The organism is Riemerella columbina DSM 16469, from assembly GCF_000374405.1.
GTDB lineage: Bacteria > Bacteroidota > Bacteroidia > Flavobacteriales > Weeksellaceae > Riemerella > Riemerella columbina.
Genome location: NZ_KB894230.1, coordinates 25,801 through 34,583 on the forward strand (window position 1 = coordinate 25,801; position 8,783 = coordinate 34,583).

General features: G+C 39.0%; 3 protein-coding genes. All 3 read left to right on the forward strand.

All coding sequences use genetic code 11. The features are described 5' to 3' along the window. Complete coding sequence (locus C237_RS0105735; protein WP_018675544.1) at positions 1 to 4,365, forward strand: hypothetical protein; 4,365 nt, start codon at positions 1 to 3, stop codon at positions 4,363 to 4,365. 11 nt (positions 4,366 to 4,376) lie between these two features. Then, the gene (locus tag C237_RS0105740; protein WP_018675545.1) at positions 4,377 to 4,790 is read left to right on the forward strand and encodes a hypothetical protein; all 414 of its coding nucleotides are present in this window, start codon (positions 4,377 to 4,379) and stop codon (positions 4,788 to 4,790) included. Positions 4,791 to 5,125: 335 nt separating this feature from the next. Then, positions 5,126 to 8,783 (forward strand): phage tail protein (locus C237_RS14705; RefSeq protein WP_425413727.1); only part of this gene is annotated, 3,658 nt, incomplete at its 3' end.

Consider the following 8,783-nt stretch of genomic DNA (forward strand, 5'->3'; position numbering starts at 1 on the left):
ATGAGCGATTTAGAGCCTATAAAATTAGATTTTACAGTTAATAGTTCCACCGTCTTTGAAGAATTTGCAAAAATGGTAAAAGCGGCTACGGAACAAACCAAAAGCGTGGATAATGCTCAAAAGAAATTTAAAGAGTATATCAATACGCAATTGTCGGCATCGGGGGCTTTGTCTAAGTCTGCAGAATTAACCGAGGCACAAACCAAGGCACTACAACGCCATGCAGAGCAATTGGATTATCTAAAACAAAAGGTTTCGGAAACGACAGACCCGACACAGCTCGGCGTTTATAATTACCAACTAAACCAAGCCCAGCAGGCGATTGAAAAAATTATCGCATCGGCAAATAATAAAGTTGCCCTAATAGACCCCGCCGAAGCAGAAAAAGCAAAGAAAGAACTACAAGAAGCAGGGCGATTATTAGACCAAATTTCGGATAAAACCTTTAATGCCCACTTTGCCGACCCGCAAGAATTAGAAGTGCTATCGACGGAAATCAACAACGCCAAAGACGAAATGGAACAACTGGGCGTTGTGATAGATTTTATATCGGCGAAAATGGGAACAATGGATGCTGGTTCGCAGGCGTTTAAAGATTTAGAAAAAGACATCGAAACCGCTAACCAAATGCTTGGTAGATTGCCCCAGTCTTACGATGCAACGGGGAACAGCATAGACCAAATGACCGAAGCATTACAGGAGTTTAAAAATCAACTTAATGTCGAAACAGAACCAGAAGCAATCAAAATTCTTAACCAAAATATTGAAGAATTAGAAAACAGCATAAAGAAAATAAAAAATGCGGGAAAAGAGGGGTTTGATGAATTTGGGAATAAGTTAGAGGAAAACAAAGAAAAGTCGGTAAATCTACAAACCGAATTAGAAAACTTAGTGCAGACAATGGCACGCTTACGCATAGCGGGCGAGCAAAACTCACAAGAATATGCGGAACTAAGAGATAGAGCCACAGAGGTACGCTCGGCAATACAAAGTACGAACCAAGAAATTAACGCCTCGGCTTCGTCCACGAGCGGTTTAGATACTTTGGTAAGGGCAACTTCGGCGATAGCGTCGGGTTATTCTTTAGCCCAAGGTGCAGCTGCACTATTCGGAGCGGAAAACGAAGAGGTGGAGCAAAGCATAATGAAAATTACTGCTGCGATGTCGGTTTTACAATCATTACAACAAATACAAACGGAACTAAAACGCAACGATAGCATTGTAACCAAAGCCCAAACCGCATCGCAAGCCCTATATACCACAGTTGTGGGTACAAGCACGGGGGCATTAAAATTATTCCGTATCGCTTTGGCAGGCACGGGTATCGGATTAGTTATTATTTTGTTGGCTTCTCTAATTGCTAATTGGGATAAGGTAACTGCCAGTATTAAAAATTCGTTTCCAGCACTTAAAGGATTTGGCGATAAAGTAGACGAAGTAAAAGCCCATGTTATGGGGTTTTTAAATGCTTATCTATCTCTATATGAAACCGTCTGGAATACCCTAAAAAAGTTATTTACATTAGATATAAAAGGTGCAGTAAATGAAGCCTTAAATGTAATTAGTAATGCAAAAAACGCCTACAACAAAGCAAAACAAGACAGTTTAGATGCTTCAGCACAGGATAAGAGAAACGAGAGGTTAAAGAAAAGTTTAGAGGTCTATAATAGAGAAACAGAAATTATAGAAAAAAAGACGGGCAAAAAACAATATGACAGAAGAGAAAAGGCTCTAAACGCTCAATTAAGATTAGTTGAAAAAGGCTCTAAAGAAGAAACCGACCTTATTCATCAACGAAATATACTTTTAGCTGAGAAAGAAAAAGAGAGAACGGACGAGGCTAAAAAATACGCCGACAAAAGACAGAGAGAAGCTGAAAAAGCAGCGAAAAAAGCAGAGCAACTGGCAACACAGGAAGCTGAAGCAAAAAAGACTGCCCGTGCAAGTATTGCCCAAGCCGAAAGGGAATATCAAAAGTCCCGTATGTCCGCAACAGATAAAGAGTTAGCGGATATACAAGATAAGTACGCCAAACTTCGTGTGGAAGCCCAAAAAGCGAAACTTGGAGCGTTTGATTTAATGCGTATAGATAAACTCGAAAAAGCAGAAACCAAAAGCGTAACCGATAAACAAGCAAACGAGCAATTTTTTAAAGAGCTCGAAGAGCAAAAAGAAATGTACGCTGCATACGAAGTTTTTAAATCTAAAGTAGGCAAAGAAGAAGCAGACCGTCGCTATCAAAATGAACTATCTGTATTTGAAAATTACGGGGCTTTAATAAATGCTGAAATAGAAAAAATAAAAGCCTTAGGCGATACGCTTTCGCCCGAGCAATTACAGAAGTTAGAGAAACTGCAAGGCGAAAAGAAATCGTACGACAAAGACAAAAACAAAGAAACAGAGCAAAAGTACGCCGATGCTTATAATGCCCTTATGTCGTTCGACGACAAACGCCGTGCGATTGAAACGAAATACCAGCAGGATAAAATTTTGTTATCGCAAATAAGCGATGCGAAAATCCGAGAGGCAAAATTAGCCGAGTTGGAATTTCAAAAAAAATCTGCTTTAAACGCTGTAAATACAGAAGCGTACAACAGAGAAATGATAATGCAAAAGATGTCCGACAATCTTTTAGGTATTACTAAAAGAGAGTTAGACACCCGCATTGCTTCTCTCGAAGAGTATTTAAAAACAGCAGGCGACAATATAGACCAATCTCAAAGGTCTTTTATACAAAACGAATTGAACAAAGCGAAAGCGGTTAGAGCGTCCACGGATATAGGTGTAGAAGAAAAAATATTGCTACAACAAAAAGAAGCAATCATCAAACGCATTACTGAACTTCAAAAGAAAGGTATTACTAATGTGTCTGATGAGTTAGCAGAATTAGAGGGTGTCAATATGAAGCTCAAAGATATTTTAGCGAAAAAATTCGCTAAAGTGTCGGAAGTCGCAGGGCAACTCGGCGGGGCATTTTCGGAATTAGGCGGAGCATTAAGAGAATATGACGAGGGGCTTGCAGACACGGTGGAAACAATGGGCGAGTTGCTCAATGTGGCGAGCGATGTTTCGGGGGCTGTGGCTTCGTTTGCTTCGGGCGATATTGTCGGCGGTATTACTAAAACAATAAAGGCGATAGGTTCTATTTTCCGTATGGGGGCAAAGGCAAGGGAAAGCGAACGCAAAGCCCAAGAGGAAATAAAAAAATACCATGCTGAAATTTTCCAGTCGCAATTGAATTATAATGCGGAACTGCGTAAGCGAGTAGCGGAAGAAGTAAAACTAAATGACCTCTACAAATCCCGTGTTACGAACATCCGAGAGGAAATGCAGGCTAATAGAAAGAACTTTGAGCAAGTTAAAAAAGACCAGCAGGAAGTATTTAAACGCCTATTAAAATCTCAAACTATTGTAGGGAAACATACCGAAAAATACGGTGGTTTCTTAGGACTTTGGCGTAAAACCCGAGTGGTAGACGATAAAAAAACTATCGCAGAAATATTAGGTATTGGAAAATGGATTGAAAAGGAAATCAAATTTCCTTTAGGTAAGATTAAGTTAAAAATTTTTGAACCAGGGGAGGTCGAAATGACCGACGAAATTTTTGACAAGTTAGAAAAACTCAATGCCGAAAAACCTTTGACGGGCGATGCCAAAACCGCCTACGAGCAATTGAAAAAACTGCGGGACGAATATGGTTCTTTGGAACAGGCACAGCGAGAATTTGAAAAACAATTGCGAGAAGCAATAACGGGGACGACGGCAGATAGTCTGGCAGAAAGTATAAAACAAGGCATCGCATCGGGGAAAAAGTCTTTTGCGGACTTTGCCGACGATATAGAGGGCTTTTTAAGAAACGCTGTATTGGCAGGGTTGGAAACAGATTTATTTAAGACAAAAACACAAAAACTCCACGAAGCCCTCGCAGAAATGATGCAGGACGGCGTAATAACCGCAGAGGAAAGAGAGCAATTTAACCAGTTGTATATGGCGATTGTCGAAGAGAGCAAACAAAAAATGGAAATGCTAAACCAAGCGGGAATTAATGTAATTAAACAACAAGAGAACGCTAACTCCTTGCAGGGGTCTATAAAAGCGGCTTCGCAGGAAAGTATTGATATTCTTTCGGGGCATATCGCAGGGCTACGACTATATGTGATGGATATTGTGAAACTGATGAAATCAAATGGTGCGAGTGGTTTGGAAAAGTTATCTAAGATTATCGCAATACAATTAAACATAGAAAGAAACACCCGAAAAACCGCAGAAAACACAGAGAAATTGCACGACATCGACGAGGGCATTTCTAAGGTAGCGAAAGCGATAAAAAATAATAACGGCGATGCTAAAGGATTAGGATTTTAAAAGTAATTAAAATGGTTTTTAAAGATAAATTAAACAATGTGTTGTTAATCAATATTGGAACTATTATCCAAACTGGCACAGAGGAATTATTAACATTTCCCGAACGAAAAGAGGTGTACGAAAACGATTGGGCAGAGGAAAACGGCGGGGAATATGTTTTAGACAATCCTAAATTTAAGGATAAAGAAGTGACTTTGAAAATGGTCATATTAGCCGATAACAACACTCAATTTTGGCAATATTACAACGCCTTATTTACCGAGTTAAAAAAGGCAGGGGTATTATCGCTTTATATCTTCGACCACGATAAAACCTATGAGGTATTCTATAAAAAGTCGGGGAATTTTAAAAAAGGTTTAAAACGCCTTAAAAATGTAGAGAAAGTCTTTGTGAAGTTTGATTTAATATTAAAAGTTTTATTCTAATGAGATATACTATTAAAAGAAATAATAATGTTATAGCGACGATAAGAGCCAAAGGTTCACTTACCGAAAAACTATTCGGCGAGGAAACCCTAACGCTGGATTTTACGCTACCTAATTACTTATCGTTTAAAATAGGCGATAGTATAGAGGTGTATGGTAAAACTTACTATATCTCGCAAGAACCCGTTGTAGATAAAAAAAGCACACGGGAGTATATCTATAATTTAGTATTCAACGGGGAAAAATACCGCCTCGCCGAAGTACAATATTTTTTCTACGACGAAAACAACGAACTAACAATGCCTGAATTTTCTATCACAGCCACGGCAGAAAAAATGATAGAATTGTTAGTTGCCAACGCCAACCGAACACAAACGGGCTGGAGTGTTGGCAATATAGATAGTACGGAAACTAAAACAGTAGATTTTAGCGACTATAATTGTCTTGCAGCTCTCACGAGGATAGCGGACGAGTTCGGTGTAGAATTTTGGATAGATTCCGACAAGTCTATACATTTAGAAGAACGAAAGCAAATCTCGGGTTATACGCTTGAATACGGCAAAAATAAAGGTTTAAAAGGTATTACCCGAAACCCTTACAACGAAAGCAGTTTGGTAACAAGATTGTACGCCCGTGGGGCAAATAAAAACTTACCACACAATTACCGAAACGGGCAAAAAAATCTCCGTATGCCCGTGCCATTTTTAGAAAAAAATACAGACAAATACGGCATTATAGAGCATACGCAGAATTTTGAAGATATTTACCCAAAGCGTATCGGTACTGTTACACAAATATATCCAGACGACCCAAGAAAATTTACAGATAATACGCTGGATTTTGATTTGAACGAATATAATGAGTATGGAAACACTATAATACAAAAGGGTATATCGGCAAAAGTTATTTTTCAAACGGGCGATTTGGCGGGTTACACTTTAGAGGTTAAAGAATATGGGTTTGATAGTGCAACCAAAACATTTACTCTATTAAAAAACAAAGACGAAAAGACTTTTGAAATTCCGAGCGACACTTTCCGTCCGCAGGTCGGCGATAAGTATATTATTATAGATATTTCTATGCCGAAAACTTATGTAGATAACGCCGAAGCGGAATTGCAACTCGCTGCACAAGACTATTTAGACAAAAACAGTAAACAACGATTTATCTATGCCGTAGAACCCGACCCTATCTATCTAAAAAAGATAAATTTTAATTTGCAGTTAGGGCATACGGTGCATTTTAAAGATGCAGATTTTAATTTGGACGATAATATTAGAGTAATCAGCATTACCCGAGATATTAACAACCCTTACGATATTCAATTTGAAATTGCAGAAACAGCGACGATTACGCAGATTGTGCGTAATTACATCGAAAAGGAAAAGGCACAAATAGCAATTAAAAAACAGCAAAAATATAATGCCGAAATGGCTCGCCGTTCGTGGTTGTTCGCCGAGGAAATAAAAAATAATGTATTTGATAACGAGGGCTATTTTGATACGCAAAAAATTAAACCACTAAGCATCGAAACAGGTATGCTATCCGTAGGGTCTCGTATGCAACAATTTTCGCTCCCAAATGTGGCTTTGAATATTACAGACGACAATAAACGCCTACATAATACGGCTGGGCAAATGGTGCATTTGACGATAGATGAGAACGATCCACGCACTTGGAATTTAGCGGAAAATACGACGGCTCAGTTTAGCGACAATTTCAATTTTATTTACATCAAAGCCGATAAAATCGGCTCTAATGCGACTATTGTTGTAACCGAGCAAAAAATAATGTTCGACAGCGACCCGATATTTTATTTCTTTTTGGCGGGTTCGGTGTCGTCGGTTATTAACGGCGTTCGTCGCATAAAGACGAATTATGGTTATACGCAAATTACACCCAGCGAAATAACCACGGGACGAATAGCCAGTCCGAACGGAAATAATTATATTGATTTAAAGCAAGACGGTATCGAAATAAACGCTAAAGTTACCTTTGCGAGCGATAGTCCTGCGATACAGCAAGTAGTAAATTCAATAGAGTTTATCGGTCAAAATTTGGTTAAAAACCCGACANAAACAGAAACAACAGAGGGTTGGACAAATACTCCAATCGAGACGGTAAACTTTAACGGAAGTGAAGTAAAAGCCCTGCGGTTGGAAACCGCTTTTAATAGCATAATTTATTCCGATTGGTTTAATGTAGACCCTNCGNGGGCTTATGANGTNTCNGTTTGGTATAAAAAGGATGTCGTCGCAGGACGAAATTACATAGGACTATCCACACAAAGTGGGGCGGTTTATAGAGTAGATGGCAATAATGGTGAAATGGCTCAAGACGGGAACTTCTATTTTACGCATTTTACCAGCGATATTACGGGTGATTGGGTAAAAATAAAAGGATATATTCTGCCTTATTCTTATGCTCCAATGGATACAATAGGATTATCTAACAATATAGGTGGTGTTAATAATCATGCGAGGTTATTACCCACAATGAAGAAAATTCGCCTAAGAATATTGAATTACTATAATAATGGAAATAACTCTAAATTATGGATTGTAAACCCACAATGCCGAGAGGTTTCTCCAGAAGTTTTAGGGGCTTTAAGCAAATCTATTCAAGAAAATACAATGGTAAAAAACCAAGTAAATGCAGTTGCAGGGCAAATAAATAACCTCGGCACTATGGCTTGGCAAAATGCGGTAGAAAAAGCAATGTTGGGTAGTACGATTGTGCAAGGGGGCTATATTAAAACGGAACTTATTAATGCCTCGGCGATTGTATCAAATGGCGGTGGGGCAACATCAGCGGAATTGAACAATGCTATAAACGGGATTGTCCTTGGCGGTAGAAACTATCTTAAAAATTCTAAAAGTGGGTATAGCCTATTTAATAACAATAGTGCAAATTGGAATTTAGTGCAAGGCGAAGACAACGGTGTGCGTTGGGTTTCGGGAACGAGAAAAGATAATGGAAAGTTTTTTATATCAACTTACTGGCATTTATTAAATAACCTCAATGTTTTTACAGAAGATTTAACAGGGCAAGATTCTATCCAGAGTATTGAGGTTAAGCCTACGCACGATATGTGGATAGGTCTTTGGGAGAATAGTAAAATATTCTGTCCTGCGAATGTTTGGACGAAAATACATAATAAACCTTACAACAATAGCCGATTTATGGGAATTTACGCTATTTGGAATGACGACGGAAGCGTACCGTCAAGTGCGAAAATATATCATCGAAACTGGAAGTTGGAAAAAGGCAATAAGCCTACCGACTGGACACCCGCACCAGAGGACTTGGATGCACAATTTGCGAATATCCAGCAGGGCATTGCTAATATGCAAACCTCGCTCTCCGATGTAAAGGGTAAAACGGACAACTTCGCAAGTATCCAAGGCGGTTTGATGATGGCTAACTTGATGTCGGTGGGTAGTAGCCAAGCCAATCAAAATGCTTTTATTTCGGGGGTTACAGATGCAGGGGGAATGAGTGTGCGTTTTGGGGCTGGGGCTAATTATGCGAACAAACATAACGCCCCGTTTAGGGTGCTGGATAACGGGAAAGTCTATGGCTCGGATATGGAAATAGCAGGCGGTAAAATCGCACGATTTAAAATAGACGGCAATACATTATCGGGACAAGGTATAGCCGACCCTTACGACTTTTTAGAATTAAAGTCGTCGGGAAGTTTTAAGTCGTTTAATTTTAGTACAAGCTCACAACGAGAGAGTTTTGTGCTAATAAATAACGGCGATAGTGTATTAAACGGAAACCAAAATAATATGCTTCGCCTTTTAGGGCGAGACCCTAATAATTATACACAATATAACGCACTTTCAATAAAAGCAGAGGGGCAACACGCAACGGCTATCAATATAGAAGCAGGGGAAATTTGTGTGGAAGGGGAAAATGGATATACTGGAGAATATGAACTTAGTAGAACAGAACAGATAATCAAAGATAACTATTTTGAAAGAATAACCA